The organism is Rummeliibacillus sp. G93 (assembly GCF_023515935.1).
In the GTDB taxonomy this organism is placed as follows: Bacteria; Bacillota; Bacilli; order Bacillales_A; family Planococcaceae; genus Rummeliibacillus; species Rummeliibacillus stabekisii.
Genome location: NZ_CP097314.1, coordinates 983453 through 1000082, shown reverse-complemented (window position 1 = coordinate 1000082; position 16630 = coordinate 983453). Strand labels below are relative to the sequence as shown.

General features: G+C 40.0%; 16 protein-coding genes. All 16 read right to left on the bottom strand.

All coding sequences use genetic code 11. The features are described from left to right. Window positions 1–45: 45 nt before the first annotated feature. On the bottom strand, window positions 46–780 hold the full coding sequence (gene trmD, locus M2M59_RS04935; RefSeq protein WP_249775976.1) for a tRNA (guanosine(37)-N1)-methyltransferase TrmD: 735 nt from the start codon (window positions 778–780) through the stop codon (window positions 46–48). After that, entirely contained in the window at window positions 780–1301 is a 522-nt protein-coding gene (gene rimM, locus M2M59_RS04930; RefSeq protein WP_066785360.1) for a ribosome maturation factor RimM, read from the bottom strand. Before rimM ends, trmD begins: the two co-directional genes overlap by 1 nt. Before the next feature lie 342 nt (window positions 1302–1643). Next, the gene (locus tag M2M59_RS04925) at window positions 1644–1877 is read right to left on the bottom strand and encodes a KH domain-containing protein (RefSeq protein WP_066785358.1); all 234 of its coding nucleotides are present in this window, start codon (window positions 1875–1877) and stop codon (window positions 1644–1646) included. A 14-nt stretch (window positions 1878–1891) separates the two neighbouring features. Next, a complete protein-coding gene (rpsP, locus tag M2M59_RS04920; protein WP_147194176.1) occupies window positions 1892–2164 on the bottom strand; it encodes a 30S ribosomal protein S16 in 273 nt (90 codons plus the stop codon). A gap of 106 nt (window positions 2165–2270) precedes the next feature. Next, on the bottom strand, window positions 2271–3626 hold the full coding sequence (gene ffh / locus M2M59_RS04915) for a signal recognition particle protein (protein WP_249775675.1): 1356 nt from the start codon (window positions 3624–3626) through the stop codon (window positions 2271–2273). Between the two features lie 12 nt (window positions 3627–3638). Next, window positions 3639–3974: a putative DNA-binding protein gene (locus tag M2M59_RS04910; RefSeq protein ID WP_249775674.1), complete on the bottom strand. Its 336-nt coding sequence runs from the start codon at window positions 3972–3974 to the stop codon at window positions 3639–3641. A gap of 151 nt (window positions 3975–4125) precedes the next feature. Next, window positions 4126–5391, bottom strand: coding sequence for a signal recognition particle-docking protein FtsY (ftsY, locus tag M2M59_RS04905; protein ID WP_249775673.1), 1266 nt, complete (start codon window positions 5389–5391; stop codon window positions 4126–4128). Window positions 5392–5409: 18 nt separating this feature from the next. Then, a complete protein-coding gene (smc, locus tag M2M59_RS04900; RefSeq protein WP_249775672.1) occupies window positions 5410–8973 on the bottom strand; it encodes a chromosome segregation protein SMC in 3564 nt (1187 codons plus the stop codon). Between the two features lie 2 nt (window positions 8974–8975). Then, on the bottom strand, window positions 8976–9737 hold the full coding sequence (gene rnc / locus M2M59_RS04895; protein WP_249775671.1) for a ribonuclease III: 762 nt from the start codon (window positions 9735–9737) through the stop codon (window positions 8976–8978). A gap of 281 nt (window positions 9738–10018) precedes the next feature. Continuing rightward, window positions 10019–10264, bottom strand: a complete 246-nt coding sequence (locus M2M59_RS04890) for an acyl carrier protein (protein ID WP_304621408.1) — start codon at window positions 10262–10264, stop codon at window positions 10019–10021. 48 nt (window positions 10265–10312) lie between these two features. Then, window positions 10313–11059 carry a 3-oxoacyl-[acyl-carrier-protein] reductase gene (fabG, locus tag M2M59_RS04885; RefSeq protein ID WP_249775670.1) on the bottom strand — a complete coding sequence of 249 codons (747 nt, stop codon included), beginning with the start codon at window positions 11057–11059 and terminating at the stop codon, window positions 10313–10315. 2 nt (window positions 11060–11061) lie between these two features. Next, the gene (gene fabD / locus M2M59_RS04880) at window positions 11062–12000 is read right to left on the bottom strand and encodes an ACP S-malonyltransferase (RefSeq protein WP_147194189.1); all 939 of its coding nucleotides are present in this window, start codon (window positions 11998–12000) and stop codon (window positions 11062–11064) included. A gap of 25 nt (window positions 12001–12025) precedes the next feature. Further along, window positions 12026–13012 carry a phosphate acyltransferase PlsX gene (gene plsX, locus M2M59_RS04875; RefSeq protein WP_249775669.1) on the bottom strand — a complete coding sequence of 329 codons (987 nt, stop codon included), beginning with the start codon at window positions 13010–13012 and terminating at the stop codon, window positions 12026–12028. Further along, window positions 13009–13584, bottom strand: coding sequence for a transcription factor FapR (fapR, locus tag M2M59_RS04870; protein ID WP_150283881.1), 576 nt, complete (start codon window positions 13582–13584; stop codon window positions 13009–13011). The genes plsX and fapR overlap by 4 nt, the downstream gene beginning before the upstream one ends. A 103-nt stretch (window positions 13585–13687) precedes the next feature. Further along, window positions 13688–15733, bottom strand: coding sequence for an ATP-dependent DNA helicase RecG (gene recG, locus M2M59_RS04865; protein ID WP_147194195.1), 2046 nt, complete (start codon window positions 15731–15733; stop codon window positions 13688–13690). After that, window positions 15726–16622 carry an L-serine ammonia-lyase, iron-sulfur-dependent, subunit alpha gene (sdaAA, locus tag M2M59_RS04860; RefSeq protein WP_147194197.1) on the bottom strand — a complete coding sequence of 299 codons (897 nt, stop codon included), beginning with the start codon at window positions 16620–16622 and terminating at the stop codon, window positions 15726–15728. The genes recG and sdaAA overlap by 8 nt, the downstream gene beginning before the upstream one ends. Window positions 16623–16630 lie beyond the last annotated feature (8 nt).

The following is a 16630-nucleotide window of genomic DNA, read 5'->3' as shown; positions in this document are numbered from 1 at the left end:
CAAATATTATCATAAATTTAGATGTATTGCAAGAGATCCTCTCTTTTATGCTTTGCCGTTTTTAAGTTTTTCTAAATATGTTTTTTGTTCTTTGCTTAGTTCAATATCTACTAATAAATCCGGTCTTCTCTCAAAAGTACGTTTTAACGATTGTTCCATACGCCATTGCTCAATTTTCGCATGGTTGCCTGATAAAAGAACATCCGGCACCTTCATTCCGCGAAAATCTGCTGGCCGTGTATAATGAGGATGTTCCAACATACCCGTTGAAAAAGAATCTAAAATGGGCGAATCATCATTGCCGAGCACTCCTGGCAATAAACGCACCACACTATCGATAATCGTCATAGCAGCTAATTCTCCGCCTGTTAGAACAAAGTCGCCTATGGAGAGTTCATCTGTTACTAAATGTTCTCTTATACGTTCATCGTAGCCTTCGTAATGGCCACATAGGAACAGTAAATCTTCTTCTTTGGCCAATTCTTCAGCTTTCTTTTGGGTAAACCGTTCACCCTGAGGGCACATTAAAATGACACGTGGTTTTTTGCCATCCTTCGAAAGCGCCTCAACCGCATTAAAAAGTGGTTCAGGTTTCAATACCATACCTGCACCACCACCATATGGATAATCATCCACCTGCGCATGTTTATTCGCGGCATATTCTCTAAAGTCAGTAACAGACAATCCGACTGCTTCTTTCTCTTGCGCCTTTTTTAGAATAGACGAGCCAAAGACGCCCGTAAACATTTCGGGAAATAATGAGAGTACATGGATGTTCATCATGATAGCAAACCTTCTATCACTTCGATTACAATCTTTCCTTCTTCAATATTTACTTCTTTTATAAATTCATCAACTACAGGGATATAGTGCATTTTGCCATCTTCACCCTTTACTGTCCATACATCATTGGCAGCTGTCTCAAAAATTTCTTTTACTTGGCCAATAGCTTGTCCCTCTTGGTTATAAACCGTGCATCCAATAATCTCATGATAATAAAATTCATTATCTTGCAATTCATCTTCTTCTAATTGCTCTTCATTTACCTTTAAAATGCCGTCTCGGAAAGGTTCTACATCATTAATATTAGGATAGCCTTCAAATGTAAGAAGAATAAAGTTTTTATGCTTGCGGGAGGATGCGACCGTCAATAATAGCGGCTTTGTATCCCCTTTTCTAAATAGCCCTAGTTGTTGGCCAACTGCATATCTTTCTTCTGGAAAGTCAGTTTGGGAGATGACGCGCACTTCTCCGCGTATGCCATGTGTATTAACAATTTTCCCTACGTTATACCATTCCATCTTTTTCACCTCTTTTAATTTATGAGATCTTTACATTCACTCTAGTTTATTATATCCATTTTCTCTATTGCCCCTACAGCAAAATTGGAGACTATTCAAAAATTATCATCAGCTCTTGGAAGTGAGTTTGCTACATGTCCTCAGGAAGTACAATAAGCCCCTCTTCCACTTTTCAATATAGTCTATAAAAACTAATATTCAATGAAAAACCTACTACAGCTTCACTTTTTCAGTGAACTCCAAAACTTTAAGGAAAAAGACAAATACTTATCCTATTTGCTTTAGAAAAAACACGATGTTAAAAATAAAACTAGGAAGGGATTATGCTCCTTCCTAGTTTCATTAATCTAAAATATCGATATAAATTTTCTTGCCGCGATGGTTGCCTGCTGCTGAGTAAACAATTGTACGAACTGCTTTTGCAACACGTCCTTGCTTGCCAATAACCTTTCCCATATCACTAGGGTGGACAGAAAGTTTATATACAATGCGATGATTATTTTCGTCACATGTTATCTTCACTTCGTTTGGATAATCGACTAAAGGTTTTACGATTGTCTCGATCAGCTGCTGCATAAGACCGCCTCCGATTATTTACCGATTTTAGAGTTATGGAATTTTTCCATGATGCCTTGGTCTGAGAACAAGTTACGAACTGTATCAGATGGTTTTGCACCATTTGTTAACCAAGCTAATGCTTTAGTTTCGTCGATTTTAACTTCTGCTGGAGAAGTTAGTGGGTTGTAAGTACCGATTGTTTCGATAGAGCGGCCATCACGTGGTGAACGTGAATCAGCAACTACGATACGGTAGAAAGGAGATTTTTTTGCTCCCATACGTTTTAAACGAATTTTAACTGCCATTTTTAATTGCACCTCCGAATAGTTTCACACAAGATAGTATGATATCAAGCTTTAAATACTTTGTAAAGTGTTTTTTCTTAACACACATTATTTTAACTTATTTTTTTTATTTAAACAAGGAGTCTAGCCCAGGAAGTTTCATTTTTTTCTTTCCTTTTTGAGCCATACCTGTCATTTGCTTCATCATTTTCTTCATATCATCAAACTGCTTAATCAGTCGATTGACTTCTTGTACAGAAGAACCAGATCCTTTAGCAATTCTTTTTCTACGGCTGGCATTGATAATTTCAGGGTTCGTTTTTTCAGCAGGCGTCATAGACAATATAATGGCTTCTATATGGCCAATTTGTTTGTCATCTATCTTTGCGTTTTCTAAGCCCTTAATTTTATTTGCGCCAGGTAGCATTTTTAAAATTTCATCAAGCGGCCCTAATTTTTTCACTTGGCTCATTTGGTCTAAGAAGTCATCTAAAGTAAAGCTTTGAGTTTTGAACTTTTCCTCAAGCTCTCGAGCCTTATCCTCGTCAACTGTAGCCTGAGCTTTTTCAATTAGGGTCATAACGTCGCCCATGCCGAGAATACGAGAAGCCATACGTTCTGGATGAAATTGTTCCAGCGCATCCATTTTTTCGCCCATACCAACAAATTTAATTGGCTTTTCTGTTACAGAACGAATAGAAAGCGCCGCACCACCACGTGTATCGCCATCTAATTTTGTCAATATAACGCCAGTAATGCCTACAGCTTCATTAAAACTTTCCGCTACGTTTACAGCATCTTGCCCTGTCATGGCATCAACTACTAGGAAAACTTCATCTGGTTCCTTTAAGCCACGGATATCTTTTAATTCCTGCATTAGATTTTCATCGATATGCAATCGTCCAGCTGTATCGACCAAGACAACATCATGGTGTTCTTCTTTGGCTTTTTCTAATGCTTGGCGCACTATTTCCACAGGCGAAATATCTGTACCTAAAGCAAAAACAGGCAACGAAAGCTGTTTACCAAGTGTTTGCAATTGCTGAACCGCCGCAGGACGATAAACATCCGCTGCAACTAGCAATGGCTTACGATTGTATTTTTTACGCAATACATTAGCCAATTTACCGGTAGTCGTTGTTTTACCGGCACCTTGTAAACCTACCATCATAATAACAGTAGGCGGCTTAGTCGCGAATTTAATCGGGCTTTGTTCTCCACCCATCAATTCTGTTAGTTCATCTTTTACGATTTTGATTACTTGTTGGCCAGGTGTCAAACTCTTCATTACATCTTGACCTACAGCACGTTCACTAACTTTTTTTATAAACGTTTTAACCACTTTTAAGTTAACATCGGCCTCGATTAAAGCAAAACGAACTTCGCGCATCATTTCTTTTACGTCTTGTTCGTTTACTTTCCCCTTACCTTTAATCTTATTGATCGTTCCTTGGAGCCGCTCCGCTAAACCTTCAAATGCCATAAAAATCGCCTCCTAATCCCATTCTTTAAGCTGTTCAATCAGCGATAATACCTCTTTGCTGTCTGCTTGGATATCTGTCATACTTTTTGAAAGCTTTGTTATTATTTTCTGTCGGTTTTGGAATTTCTCAAACAATTGAAGTTTTTCTTCATATTCTTCAAGCATCGCTTCAGTTCTGCGAATATTATCGTAAACTGCTTGACGTGACACCTCATAAGCTTCTGCTATTTCCCCCAATGAGTGATCATCTAGGTAATAAAGCTGCATATAACTTCTTTGTTTGTCCGTCAACAACGCTTGATAAAAGTCAAAGAGAAAGTTCATGCGTGTTGTTTTTTCAAGTAACATACTGAAACTCCCCTCGATTATACATACTCTACTGTATCTTAATTTCAAAACCTCTATCCGTCAAGTAAAATTACTTGTCTTTTCGACTTTCATTCAAAAAAAACGCAAGAATGCAGCAGTAGGAACATACGACATTCTTGCGTTTCGCTAACTATTCTTTTTCTTCAGCCAGTTGTTCATCTAAAGCATCCGCGAAAAGGCCGTAAACATATCGCTCAGAGTCAAACGGCTGCAAATCATCCATTTGTTCTCCGAGACCGACAAATTTAACGGGAATATGCAATTTATTGCGAATAGCAAGTACAATACCGCCTTTTGCTGTGCCATCTAGCTTTGTTAATACAATACCAGTAACATTTGTCGCTTCTTTAAATATTTGAGCTTGTTGTAAAGCATTTTGTCCTGTTGTAGCATCGAGTGCAAGTAAAACTTCATGAGGCGCTGTCGGAATTTCCCGGGAAATGACACGATGAACCTTTTCCAGCTCATTCATTAAGTTTACTTTATTTTGCAGCCGACCGGCAGTATCGCAAATTAATACATCTGCTTTACGATTTTTCGCTGCACGGATTGCATCATACATAACAGCAGCTGGATCTGATCCTTCTGACTGTTTAATCACTTCAACGCCTACACGGTCTCCCCAAACTTGTAACTGGTCTATAGCACCAGCTCGGAAGGTATCGCCTGCAGCGAGTATAACCGACTTCCCTTCTTGCTTTAAACGGTGAGCAAGTTTGCCAATAGTTGTGGTCTTGCCCACGCCATTCACGCCTACAAATAAAATAACCGTTAACTCATCTTCTTGTATATTTAAGCTTGTGATATCCTCTTCGCCTTGTTCATAAATTTCAACCAGCTTTTCGGAAATCAACGCTTGGATACCATCTGTATTTTTAATATTTTTGCGTTGTACTTCAAAACGCAATTTTTCCGTTAGCTCCATCACGGTCTCCATGCCAACGTCAGCTTGCAATAAAAGGTCTTCAAGCTCTTCAAAAAACTCTTCATCCACATGGCGGTAGCGTGCTACAAGATCATTTACCTTAGAGGTAAATGAATTACGCGTTTTGGCTAAGCCAGATTTGAATTTTTCCGTAATAGAGAAAGCAGAAAAGCCCCATTTTGATTTTGCTTCTTCTTTATTTTCTTCTTCATCGGAGGATACTTCTTGTTCCTCTTCTAATTCTTCTTTTTCTGCTAGCTCTGCTTGCTCGTCTTGTTTTTCTTCGTGCTCATGTTCTTCTGTAGATTGTTCTACCTGTTCTTCCTTCACCGCTTCTTTGACATCTATATCATTTGACGGTGCATCTTCTACTATTCCCGCTTTTTCACCCTGCTCCAGGTCTTCCATTTCAGCAGGATCATTTTTCGGACCGCCTGTGAGTTTTTCTTTCATACGTTTTAGAAAGCTCATATTATTCACTCCTTTGTACTATGTTGGTACGGGTACTTCTTGTTCAAGTTTGACAGAAACTAACTTAGAAACACCGGATTCTTGCATTGTGATACCGTACAATACATCCGCGCCTTCCATTGTACCCTTCCGATGGGTAATGACAATAAACTGTGTTTCTTGGCTATATCGCTTTAGATATTGGCTATAACGATTAACATTAGATTCATCTAATGCAGCTTCTACTTCATCTAGAATACAGAATGGTACTGGCCTTGTTTTTAAAATTGCAAACAGCAGCGCAATAGCTGTTAAAGCTCTTTCTCCCCCAGAAAGCAGGCTAAGTCTTTGAAGCTTTTTCCCTGGTGGCTGGGCAACAATCTCGATGCCTGTTTCTAATAAGTTATCAGGATCTAATAATTCTAAATCAGCATGACCTCCGCCGAATAATTCTCGGAAAACACTTTGGAAATGTGCACGCGTTTCGAAGAAGGTTTCCTTGAAACGACTTGTCATCTCTTCATCCATTTCGCGAATCGCCTCGTGCAGAGTTTCTTTCGCTTCTAATAAATCATTACGTTGATTTGTTAGGAATGTATGGCGTTCCGAAACAGTCGCATATTCCTCAATTGCACTTAAGTTAACTGTCCCAAGTTCTGCAATCGATTGTTTCAACAGTTTGACTTTACGTCGTGCTGCCTCAATATCTGTATCGTGGTCATGTTGCAATAAGGCATCTTCAAATGTTATATCATAATCTGTTTCCATTTGTTGTGCCAAATTTTCATATTCTACATCTAAACGACTTAGTTTTACTTCATAGTTTCGTATACCATCAAGCATACCTTGATGAACACGTTGTAATTCCTTTAAGTCGAGGTCGATTTGCTCTACCTGTTGCTGCATTTGCATGCGCTCTGTTTTAGTACGTTCTACCGTTTGTACAAGAGTCTCTCTTTGTTTTTGTAAACGTTCAATGGTCTCCTGGATTTCTTCCTCGCTTTGGCCATTTAGATCTCCGCCATTTAGCAGCCAATCCATCTCATTCGACGTATATTTCACTTCTTCTTTTGCTTGTTCAACTTGTGATGTAGCTTCCGCAACAGCTGATTTTAGCTGTGTGACTTGTTCGTTAAGGACTGCTAGTTGAGAACGTTTAAGGGCATATTCTTCTTTCAAGGCATCTCGCTTTGTCTCACTTTGCTGTTGTAAAGCATTCAACTCTTCGACTGTACGATTAATTTCCGTCAGTTCTTCTGTTAGTTCTTTTTGACGTTTTGCAAAGCTTTCTAATTGCTGTTCTAGAGTGGTTTTGCGGCCTGTTGCATCTTGCTGTTCGTCTGTGAACATGGAGACTCTTAGTGATAACCGCTTGATAGTAGTATCCATTTCACGCAAGTGAGCACTATATTCAACTTCTTTGGAACGCAATTCCTCACCCTGCAAGCGTAATTCTTCAAGCTGGGTAGACTTTTGTTCAAATTGCTTTTTCCAGTCAGCTACAATTTTTTCTGCTTTTCCAATCGATTGCTCCATTTGGACAAGCTGTTCAGATAGGCCTTCTAATTCTGCTTTTCTGCTAAACAATGAAGCTTGTTGTTTAACGGACCCCCCTGTTAGAGAACCGCCTGTATTTACTACATCACCGTCCAACGTCACAACGCGATAGCGATAATTACAAGCTTTAGCTATTTGTGAAGCGCCCTGTAAATCTCGTGCCACTAGGACGTGGCCTAATAAGCTTTCAGCAATTGTTCTTATGCTTGGATTGTAAGTAGCCAGTTCATCCGCCGTATTAATAAAAGAAGGATGGGTGTTGACAGTCTGCAAAACACTATCTGCTATTTTGCGAGATTTTATGACGTTTTTAGGCAAAAAAGTTGCTCTGCCAGCTTTTTGCTGTTTAAGCCATGAGATGGCTTTTCTTGCATCTCCATCTGTTTCAGTGACAATATGCTGCATAGCAGCACCTAAAGCTGTTTCTAATGCTTTAGCATACTCGCCATCTACGTGAATAAGTTCAGCTACCGCTCCGTGGATACCATTCAATTGATTTTTTTCGCGTGCGACCAATACAGCTTTTACACCTTGATAGAACCCCGAAAAGTCTGCCTCTAGCTCCGCAAGTGTTTCTTTTCTTGCTTTCAGCTGCTGCAGGTGTTGATATCCTTTAAAAAGCATTTCTTGTTGCTTATCATATTGTGCTTTCGCATGGTTGGCATCTTTTTGGCAAGCTTCATATTCTGCTAATTTTCGAGCAACTTCTTTTGTTACTTCATCATGCGATTTGACAGTTCGCTGTTGCTCTTTTTGTAATGTTTGAAGCTCTTCAGCCATCTCAATAGATTGGCTCGAAATCTTCACTTCATTTTGAGCTTGCTCTGCCAATAAATGCGTAATATTTTTAACTTCATTTTTCACAGTGGCTTCTTCATTTAAGCGATCAATATAGGTATTTTTCCATTGTTCAATTTCAGCATGTATCTCGGAAGAAGAGCGATTGAGAAGATCTTCTAACTGCTTTACTGCTCTTTTTAATTCTTGCAGATCCTTTTGACGCTCCGTTAACTGACCTTCACGAGTTACTTTTGCTTGTTCCCAATGAGAAAGCGATGCTTCTGCTTTTTGTAAGGATTGCTTTAACTTTTCCAGTTGAGTATTAGCATTCATTCTTTTTTCTGCTACTAATACTTTTCTTCCTTCGAAACGCTCAGCCTCAGCACTTACTTCCACTAATTGATGTTGTGATTCGTCTAACAAGGAATCGAGATTACTAACCTTTTGACGAAACGCTGTAATAGTTTCTTCTTTTTCAGCAATCTGCTTGGAATAGGCTTGCTCTTGGGCCAAAACATTCTTTCTTTCGCTGACAATCTGTTCAATTGAACGTTTTAACTGCTCCATGTCATGAACTAAAACAGCTAAATCCATATCCTTCATTTCTTCGGACATCTTTAAATAATCTTCTGCGGCAGAAGCTTGTATATGCAGTGGCTCGATCCTTTTATCTAATTCATGCAAAATGTCTAGAACGCGATGCAAATTATCATCTGTTTCAAATAATTTGTGTTCCGCTTTTTTTCGGCGCTGTTTGTATTTCAATACGCCTGCTGCTTCTTCAAAAATAGAACGGCGGTCGTCTGGCCGACTATTGAGAATTTCATCTACTCGTCCTTGAGAGATAATAGAAAAGGCTTCTTTGCCTAAACCAGAATCTAAAAACAAATCCGTAATATCCTTTAATCGACATTGCTGTTTATTTAATAAATATTCACTGTCACCAGAACGATAGACACGACGAGTCACGCTTACCTCATTGTAAGAAATAGGCAAGCGTCCGTCTTCATTGTCTAAAATTAAAGAAACCTCAGCAAAGTTGAGCGGCTTACGTGAATCACTGCCGGCAAAAATAATGTCTTCCATTTTGATGCCACGCAGTGATTTGGCTGACTGCTCGCCTAGCACCCATCGAATAGCGTCTGTTACATTGCTCTTCCCACTACCGTTAGGCCCAACTACTGCTGTTACCCCAGGTACGAAATCTATTCCTACTCGATCAGCAAATGACTTAAAACCAATCACTTCAAGTCGTTTTAAAAACAAAATTAACCCTCCTGATCATTCGCTAACTGGGCTTTAAATGCACGTATAGCATGTTCAGCAGCTTTTTGTTCTGCTTCTTTTTTTGATTTGCCATGACCAACGCCAAGCTCTTTGTCATTCAACAAAACTTTTGACTCAAATGTACGATTATGTGCAGGACCGTTTTCTTTTATAATCTCGTATTGCACAGTACCTGAGTTATTTTGTTGAATTAATTCTTGCAATTGGCTTTTGAAATCCATCACATGTGAAAAAGCACCGAGCTCCACTTTAGGGAACACAACTTTGTCTAAAAATGTTACAACTGTTTCTAATCCTTGATCTAAATATAATGCGCCTACGAAAGCTTCAAAGCAATCTGCTAGCAATGCTGGGCGTTCTCGGCCCCCTGTGATCTCTTCTCCTTTACCCAACAGTACAAATTCGCCAAAATTTAATTCATTGGCAAACATAACAAGAGAAGATTCACAAACTATAGCTGCACGTAATTTCGTCAGCTCACCCTCACTCATTTTTGGGAATTTTAGAAATAAAAATTTAGAAACAGTTATCTCTAGCACGGCGTCTCCTAAAAATTCAAGGCGTTCGTTATCTTCAAACAGCTTTCTACGATGCTCATTTACAAATGATGAATGTGTAAATGCGTTATACAATAAATTCGCATTCTCAAAATGCACGTCTAATTGTTTTTGTAATTGAGCAAATTTTAAACGTGATTGTTCAGAAATTGCTCCATTTTTCTGTGAGAGTCCCTGTATTTTCATTTTTTATCAACCTTCTTATTTTCCATTTCATACACCTCTATTTTACCTTTTTCTTTTCTAATCTGCAAAGTATTATAGGAAAGCTGCGCTGAGTTGATTCTCCACTAGCAATGTTATTCCGGCAGTGATTAGCAATCAGTAGTCCCTCATCTTGTCATAGGTTTCCTTACAAATCAAGGCATGTACTTCGCTGCTGAATAATCCTAGATAAAAATATAACTTCCCCTGCAAGAATACTGCAAGGGAAGTTTCAAGTATAGTATGTGTTTAAAAACTTAAAATTAGCCTAATTTGCTTTCGATAAAGCTTACTGCATCGCCTACAGTGCCGATTTTTTCAGCGTCCTCATCATCAATTTGCATATCAAACTCTTCTTCAAATTCCATTACTAACTCAACTACGTCTAGTGAATCCGCACCTAGATCGTCGCGGAAAGAAGCTTCTGGCTTCACTTCGCTTTCATCAACACCTAGACGGTCAACTACTACTTTAGTTACACGTTCAATTACTGTTGCCAAATTGTTCACCTCCCCTCAATGATTATACAAAAAACATCAAATTATTAATAGTTAAAGTTACATGACCATTCCGCCATCTACATGCAAAGTTTGACCAGTCATATAGCTTGCATCATCGGACGCCAAGAATGCAACCACTTTCGCTACATCTTCTGGATTACCTAGCTTAGCTAACGGAATTTGACCAAGCATTTGTTCTTTAATATCCTCAGGCAATTCTTCTGTCATCTCTGTGTCAATAAAACCGGGCGCTACAGCATTGACATAAATATTACGCGCAGCCAATTCTTTAGCCGAAGTCTTAGTCAGACCTATAACGCCAGCTTTTGCAGCAACATAATTTGCTTGTCCTGCATTGCCGGAAACACCAACGATAGAGGCGATATTGACAATACGACCAGCACGTTGTTTCATCATTTGGCGAGAAACAGCCTTAGTGCAAAGGAAGACGCCTTTTAAATTGGTATTCATTACGGCATCCCAATCGTCTTCTTTCATGCGCATAAGTAAATTGTCGCGCGTAATGCCTGCATTATTAACTAGTATGTCGATTCTGCCAAATGTATCAATGGTTTCTTTCATAAGAGCTGAAACATCGTCACTATTTGCCACATTGGCTTGTACTGCTATAGCTGTACCACCATTTTCTTGGATCTCATTCGCAACTGCTTCTGCTTTCTCTTTGCTACCGCTATAGTTGACAACTACTTTTGCTCCAAGTTTTGCTAGATATAGGGCAATCGAACGTCCAATGCCTCTTGAGGCTCCAGTGACAATTGCAACTTGATCTGTTAAATTAGCCATTTCTACCACTCCTTCGCAGCTTCTACAACTTGCTCTAACGTTGCCAAGTCATATACACAGTATGTTTTCACTTTGCGATCAACCTTTTTAATAAGACCACTTAATACCTTGCCAGGTCCGCATTCAATAAAGACATCTACCCCTGCCTCTAGTAATGTGCGTACAGAATCTTCCCACAGAACAGGACTGTATAGTTGTTCTACTAACAATGATTGAATGTCTTGCTTCTTCGTTACAGGTTGTGCAGTGACATTAGCAATGACAGGGATTTTTGCATCTTGCATTTCGATGCTTGCCAACATTTCTTTCAATTCACCTGATGCCGGGCGCATTAATTCGGAATGGAACGGACCACTCACTACTAACGGAATAGCACGTTTCGCACCTGCTTCTTTTGCTTTCAAAGAAGCTTCTTCCACGCCTTTAGCTGTTCCAGAAATCACGATTTGTCCTGGGCAGTTTAAATTTGCTAACTGCACTAACTCACCATTTCGTGAGACTTCATCTGTTACTTCTTTTAACGCTGACCGATCAAGACCTAAAATGGCCGCCATAGCCCCTTCTCCAGCGGGTACAGCCTCATTCATGTATACGCCGCGTTTATGTACTGCTTGCACACCATCTTTAAATGACATCACATCAGAAGTCACTAAGGCCGCATATTCACCTAAGCTATGGCCTGCTGTATAAGAGGGATGTATGCCTTCTTTTTTCAATAGATCAGCAATCATAACGCCAGTTGTTAATAATGCAGGCTGAGCATGATATGTTAATGTGAGATCTTCTTTTGGGCCTTCTAGCATTAGTTTGGATAGCTCGAAACCTAATAATTGGTCGGCTTGCTTATAATAATTTTCAGACTCGTTGTCTGCAAGGAATTCTTGTCCCATTCCTACAACTTGAGAGCCTTGTCCTGGAAAAACAAAAGCAACTTTCACCATATTTTTCTCCCCTTGTCTTTCATTTTTAATCGTTTGTTGTTATTGTTTCATCAATTGTTTTACTAACGTTATATTCAACCATTTGACGAGCTTGACGTATCGCGCTCGCGAATGCTTGTGCATTAGATGACCCATGAGCTTTTATGACAGGTGCTTTAAGGCCAAATAATGCAGCACCCCCATATTCGGTGTAATCCATTTTGCTCTTTAAGTCTTTTAATTTATCTTTCATTAGCAATGCTGCTACTTTTGTTTTCGCGGAAGCCATAAACGCTTCTTTCAGCATACTAAAGACATTGCCAGCTGTACCTTCAATCGTTTTTAAAACCATATTACCTGTAAATCCATCTGTTACTACTACATCTGCTGCATGATTAAGCAATTCACGCGCTTCTACGTTGCCAATGAAGTTGATTGGTGCTTCTTTTAACAGAGGGAACGCATGCTTAGCCAGATCATTACCTTTTTTATCCTCTGTACCAATGTTCAATAAACCAACTGTTGGATTTTCAATGCCTCTCACTTTTTTGGCATAGATGCTACCCATTATTGCGTACTGTACAAGGTTTTCAGGTTTTGCATCAGCATTGGACCCTAGATCGAGCATATCAAAACCACTACCGTCAAGCGTTGGCAATGTTGTAGATAAAGCAGGACGGTCTATGCCATCAATGCGATGTACAATAAATAATCCCGCAGCCATCAATGCACCGGTGTTACCGGCAGAAATGCAAGCATCTGCTTCCCCATCCGTAACTGCTTGTGCCATTTTAACCATGGAAGCATCTTTTTTGCGGCGTACTGCTCTTACAGGTTCATCCGTACCTTCAATGATGTCTTCACAATGGATTACCTTTAGACGAGGATGTTCCTTTAGATACGGCTGCATCTTCTCTTGATGGCCATATAGTAAAACCTCTAAATCCTGTGACGATTCAAGCGCCTGAAATACGCCTTCTATTATCGCTTTAGGCGCGTGATCTCCGCCCATGCCGTCTACGGCTAACTTCATTTATGTTCACTGCCTTTCGTGCGGTACATTTCAAATTCCCCAGTAAAAACTGTGTTTCCATCAACTGTTGATGTTACTGTCACAAACGTACGTTTTCGTTCTTTGTCATTGCTTGTGACCACAGCTTTTGAAATAACGCGTTGCCCTGCTTTTACCGGCTTTAAAAAATATATATCAGAATGTGCTGTGAGAGCTAAATCATCATCAATCACGGCAACAGCCAATGAATTGGCTTGCGCGAATAAATGATGCCCCCTTGCAATGCGGTTCCGTTGAAATACGTGTTCTTCTCCCACATCAAAAATCGATAGGGCTTTTTCATCTAGTTCAATATCAATGATGTCGCCGACAACTTCATCGATCGGCAGGGACTTTACTTCACTTTCAAAATTGTTTGCTGCGACATCTTTAATCCGTTCGCGCAATTCAGGGATAGACAACTCCATACGATCCAATCTTATTGTTTGAACGCTTACATGAAACTTTGAGGCTAGCTGTTCATCTGTGATGAAAGGGTTGTCTGTTATGGTTTGCTGCAATAATAATTGTCGTTCTTTCTTGGAGTACTTCATATTATTCTTCGTCGCCCCTTAATATTAGCACTTGGTACTAATATCAGTATATAAATATAAAAAAAAGAATGCAAGTGTTGTTTTCACTCCACCTTGCATCCTTTTAATCAATTCTCTCTCCATCTAGCGCTCCAGACACCCGTAGACGCTCTCGCAACGGGCCATATTCATCATCTTGCCAAAAATCAGTAGAATTAATTAGTTGTATTGCATCTTGCCGCGCAGTCTCTAATGCTCTGTAGTCGTGGACTAAATCCGCCATCTTAAATTCTGGCAAACCGCTTTGTTTTTTTCCAAAGAAATCGCCAGGACCACGAAGTTCTAAATCTTTTTCTGCCAATTGGAAGCCATCATTCGTTTCTGTCATTGAATGCATTCGAACTTTTCCTTCCTCACTTTTAGGATCGGCAATTAATACACAATAAGACTGAAAATCACTTCGTCCGACACGCCCCCTCAATTGATGAAGTTGAGCTAAACCAAAGCGCTCTGCATCATAAATCACCATAAAAGTGGCGTTCGGGACATTGACTCCAACCTCTACAACTGTCGTTGACACCAATACATCCAGTTCTCCGTCACTATATGCTCGCATGACAGCATCTTTTTCTTGAGCAGGCAATCTGCCATGCATCAAGCCAACCTTATATTTACCATTAAATAAAGTAATTAATTGTTGATACACATCAACTGCATTTTGAACATCTAGTTTGTCGGACTCTTCAATGAGCGGGCAAATCACGTATGCTTGACGGCCTTGAGAGAGCTCTTGCTCCATTTGTAGGAGGACCTGTCCAAATTGTTCATGTTTTACCCAACTGGTTTCAATCTTTTTCCTACCAGCAGGCATTTCATCGATAATGGATACATCCATCTCTCCAAATGCTGTGATTGAAAGAGTACGAGGAATGGGTGTTGCTGTCATGAAAAGAACGTCAGGATTTTCCCCTTTTTCACGTAATATCCTTCTTTGTTCCACACCAAATCTGTGCTGTTCATCTGTAATGACTAAGCCTAATCGTTTGAACATTACATCTGGCTGGATAAGCGCATGGGTCCCTATTAATATATCAACTTCGCCTTGTTTTAATCTCTGTAATAGCTCTTTCCTTGCTTTTTGCTTGATGGAGCCTGACAAGAGAGCAACTTCTACGCCGAACGGCCTTAGCCATTCATCAAGTGAAGCAGCATGCTGTTCAGCTAAAATTTCTGTGGGCGCCATTAGGGCACCCTGAAAGCCTGCTGTGACAGCAGAATAAAGTGCAATAGCTGAAACGACTGTTTTCCCAGACCCAACATCTCCTTGAAGGAGCCTATTCATACGTTCAGGAATCAACAAATCACGGGAGATTTCGTTCACCACTTTTTTCTGCGCCTGAGTCAGTTCGTAAGGCAGCGATTGGATGAATTGACGTACTTTTTTTAAGTCATAATGGATCTCTATGCCATGTTCTTGTTGCTTTCTTGTTTTTCTGAGTGCTTGAATTTTCATTTGGAAAAGTAGCAGTTCTTCATAAACAAATCTTCGCCTAGCTTGTTTCGCATGAGCAGCATCTTGCGGAAAATGGACACCTTCCAAAGCATCCGGCAAATTTAGCAATTTATACTCCTTACGTATGCTTGCAGGTAATGTTTCCGGAAGATCCGCTTTGGCATCATCCAATGCCTGCCTCATAAATTGTCTGAACTTTTTCTGTGACAGTTTTCCTTTCAAACTATAAACTGGTTCGAAATCCGCTTGATCTGTTTTCGGGCCAAATGTAATGTTGCTCACATTGATGACTTGTCTTCCACGATCCCATTTCCCTGTAACTGTCACAACCATGCCCGGCGACAATTTAGTCCGCAAGTAGTTTTGATTAAAAAATACTAGTTTAATTAGGTGGCGACCCACTAAAGCTTGCAGCTGCATTCTAGACTTATTTTTCCCTAGATAAAGTACAGCTGGTTCGCTTTCAATGCGCCCTTCTACAGTAACGCGCTCATTGTGAGGCGTTTCTGCTATATCTTTTAAGCGAAAATCTTCATGGCGATATGGAAATGTCCAAATGAGATGCTCGACTGTTTCAATGCCCATTGCCTGCAATGCTTCAGCAGAAGCTTTACCCACACCTTTCAGCTCTGTTACAGGGCTGAACAGATTAGCCACGTTCTAAAACAGCTCCACCGAAAATTTTTGCTTGTAGCGCTTTGCCGGTTGGTGTAGCAGCTAAACCGCCTTGCGCAGTTTCTTTTAGTGCAGTAGGCATTGTTTGACCAATACGGTACATGGCACCAATGACTTCATCTGTTGGAATTCGGCTAGTAATGCCCGCTAGAGCCATATCTGCAGCAACCATTGCATTGGCTGCACCCATGGCATTACGCTTCACACATGGTACTTCTACAAGTCCTGCAACAGGGTCACAAACAAGGCCGAGCATATTTTTCAAGGAAATAGCGAAAGCATGCGAACTTTGTGCAGGTGTACCGCCAGCCATTTCAACAATCGCTGCTGCTGCCATCGCTGCAGCTGATCCAACTTCTGCTTGGCAACCGCCCGCTGCACCAGAAATAGAAGCATTATTAGCAACCACAAAACCAAATGCACCTGATGTGAACAAATAGCGTACCATTTGTTCTTTTGTTGGATTTAATTTATTCTTCACAGCAAAAAGCGTACCTGGAACTACGCCTGCAGATCCCGCTGTTGGTGTAGCGCATATTGTCCCCATTGCTGCATTAACTTCATTTGTCGCTACAGCTTTGCTAACAGCATCTAGCAAGATATCCCCTGATAGACCTTTGCCTGATTGAATATAATTTTGCATAAGAACGGCATCCCCACCTGTCAAACCTGTAACAGACTTTACGCCTTTTAAACCCTTCTCAAGTGCTTCTTCCATTACTTTTAAATTATTTTCCATTTGGGCAATAATTTCTTCTCTGCTTCTTTCAGACATTAACATCTCTTGTTCTATCATGATCTCTGAAATAAGCTTATTTTCATTTTCAGCGCGTTCAACTAATTCTCTTACATTATGAAATAAGACTTCCATCTTTTTTT

Bases quoted from the DNA above. Each gene is read 5' to 3' on its own strand.
- trmD (WP_249775976.1), bottom strand. From the start codon at position 780: ATGAACATCCATGTACTCTCATTATTTCCCGAAATGTTTACGGGCGTC.
- rimM (WP_066785360.1), bottom strand. From the start codon at position 1,301: ATGGAATGGTATAACGTAGGGAAAATTGTTAATACACATGGCATACGC.
- M2M59_RS04925 (WP_066785358.1), bottom strand. From the start codon at position 1,877: ATGCAGCAGCTGATCGAGACAATCGTAAAACCTTTAGTCGATTATCCA.
- rpsP (WP_147194176.1), bottom strand. From the start codon at position 2,164: ATGGCAGTTAAAATTCGTTTAAAACGTATGGGAGCAAAAAAATCTCCT.
- ffh (WP_249775675.1), bottom strand. From the start codon at position 3,626: ATGGCATTTGAAGGTTTAGCGGAGCGGCTCCAAGGAACGATCAATAAG.
- M2M59_RS04910 (WP_249775674.1), bottom strand. From the start codon at position 3,974: ATGTTACTTGAAAAAACAACACGCATGAACTTTCTCTTTGACTTTTAT.
- ftsY (WP_249775673.1), bottom strand. From the start codon at position 5,391: ATGAGCTTTCTAAAACGTATGAAAGAAAAACTCACAGGCGGTCCGAAA.
- rnc (WP_249775671.1), bottom strand. From the start codon at position 9,737: ATGAAAATACAGGGACTCTCACAGAAAAATGGAGCAATTTCTGAACAA.
- fabG (WP_249775670.1), bottom strand. From the start codon at position 11,059: ATGGCTAATTTAACAGATCAAGTTGCAATTGTCACTGGAGCCTCAAGA.
- fabD (WP_147194189.1), bottom strand. From the start codon at position 12,000: ATGGTGAAAGTTGCTTTTGTTTTTCCAGGACAAGGCTCTCAAGTTGTA.
- plsX (WP_249775669.1), bottom strand. From the start codon at position 13,012: ATGAAGTTAGCCGTAGACGGCATGGGCGGAGATCACGCGCCTAAAGCG.
- fapR (WP_150283881.1), bottom strand. From the start codon at position 13,584: ATGAAGTACTCCAAGAAAGAACGACAATTATTATTGCAGCAAACCATA.
- sdaAA (WP_147194197.1), bottom strand. From the start codon at position 16,622: ATGGAAGTCTTATTTCATAATGTAAGAGAATTAGTTGAACGCGCTGAA.